Origin of the sequence: Enterobacter sp. SECR19-1250 (genome assembly GCF_013391025.1) — a bacterium.
GTDB classification, from domain to species: Bacteria; Pseudomonadota; Gammaproteobacteria; order Enterobacterales; family Enterobacteriaceae; genus Enterobacter; species Enterobacter cloacae.
Genome location: NZ_JACASJ010000263.1, coordinates 1 through 1246, shown reverse-complemented (window position 1 = coordinate 1246; position 1246 = coordinate 1). Strand labels below are relative to the sequence as shown.

2 protein-coding genes and 1 pseudogene are annotated in these 1246 nt (G+C 46.4%); all 3 read right to left on the bottom strand.

Going from position 1 to position 1246, the window contains the following annotated elements:
- Positions 1–2: 2 nt before the first annotated feature.
- A complete protein-coding gene (locus HX884_RS26480; RefSeq protein WP_306173227.1) occupies positions 3–221 on the bottom strand; it encodes a CcdB family protein in 219 nt (72 codons plus the stop codon).
- The gene (locus tag HX884_RS26475) at positions 221–409 is read right to left on the bottom strand and encodes a hypothetical protein (RefSeq protein ID WP_178329036.1); all 189 of its coding nucleotides are present in this window, start codon (positions 407–409) and stop codon (positions 221–223) included. Before HX884_RS26475 ends, HX884_RS26480 begins: the two co-directional genes overlap by 1 nt.
- A 102-nt stretch (positions 410–511) precedes the next feature.
- Positions 512–1150: pseudogene (locus HX884_RS26470) on the bottom strand (polyphosphate kinase 2); the annotation flags it as partial.
- Positions 1151–1246 lie beyond the last annotated feature (96 nt).

The window sequence follows — 1246 nt, the reverse complement described above, 5'->3', positions numbered from 1 at the left end:
AATCAGCGAGTCAGCTTGGGAAGAAATGACCTGCTTATTCGCACCTTCCTTAATGGTGTGGCGGCGTTGTAATGCCCATGTAGGTTATTATGATAGCTTAAAGGAACAATCAGTCTTGTTGATAAGTCATCATAATAGTCATGTTGAATTATCATAAAATAAGGCTGGTATTCGCGCGTTTTGTCTGAGGGGTTACGATAAACATCGAACTGAAAGCACATTAAAGCCCTCCAAAATAAGGGTCATCTGATAATAATCCCGCTTTAGCAGTAAATTCATTCATGGCTTTTATGAATTCCTGATCCTGATAGTGTTGGCGTTTGCGTTCCTCTGGAGTCAAGGCCTGACGCGGTATTCTCTCTGTCCGGGGTGGTCTGCCACTGCAGTTTTCTGTTCGGTTTGGTTTCATTTTTAGCCTCCTTTGTTGGTGCGGTCATTATCAACCGCAGCCAACAAAAAACAATACCGTTTCCCCTGGTAATCTTCATTATGCGATCCGTCTTCCAGCTTATCAGAATTTCTCCGAAATATATCGTAAAGGATATTTTGTCGGTTTGACTTTGCCAATTTTTCGCTTCGGTAAATCCACTTTTTCAACGTGAAGTTCTTTATACGGGATCTGCGAAAGCAGATGGGAGATAATATTCAACCGCACGCGTTTTTTATCTTCCGAGCGCGCCACAAACCACGGTGCCCAGGCAGTGTCCGTGGAGGCAAACATGGCATCCCGCGCTACGGTGTATTCATCCCATAAATTGAACGATTTAATATCCATAGGCGATAATTTCCAGATCTTGCGGCCATCGTTGATGCGATCGCGTAGCCTGCGTTCCTGCTCTTTCGGCGTCACTTCAAGCCAGTATTTCAGCAAAATGATCCCGGCATCGACCATCGCTTTTTCCATCACCGGTGCGCCATCAAGAAACTTTTCAACCTGTTCCGGCGTGCAGAACCCCATCACCCGTTCAACGCCTGCGCGGTTGTACCAGCTGCGGTCAAAAATAACGATTTCGCCGGCAGCGGGCAGGTGCGGAACATAACGCTGGAAATAAAGCTGCGTTTTCTCTTTCTCTGTAGGCGCAGGCAGCGCGACAACCCGGAATACGCGCGGGCTGACGCGTTCGGTTATCGCTTTTATGGTCCCGCCTTGACTTTGTTGAATAAATCGAACTTTTGCTGAGTTGAAGGATCAGATCGACTTTGTTGAATAAATCGAACTTTTGCTGAGTTGAAGGATCAGATCACG

Excerpts from the sequence above, each read along its gene's own strand:
- HX884_RS26480 (WP_306173227.1), bottom strand. The coding sequence starts at position 221 with ATGTGCTTTCAGTTCGATGTTTATCGTAACCCCTCAGACAAAACGCGC.
- HX884_RS26475 (WP_178329036.1), bottom strand. The coding sequence starts at position 409 with ATGAAACCAAACCGAACAGAAAACTGCAGTGGCAGACCACCCCGGACA.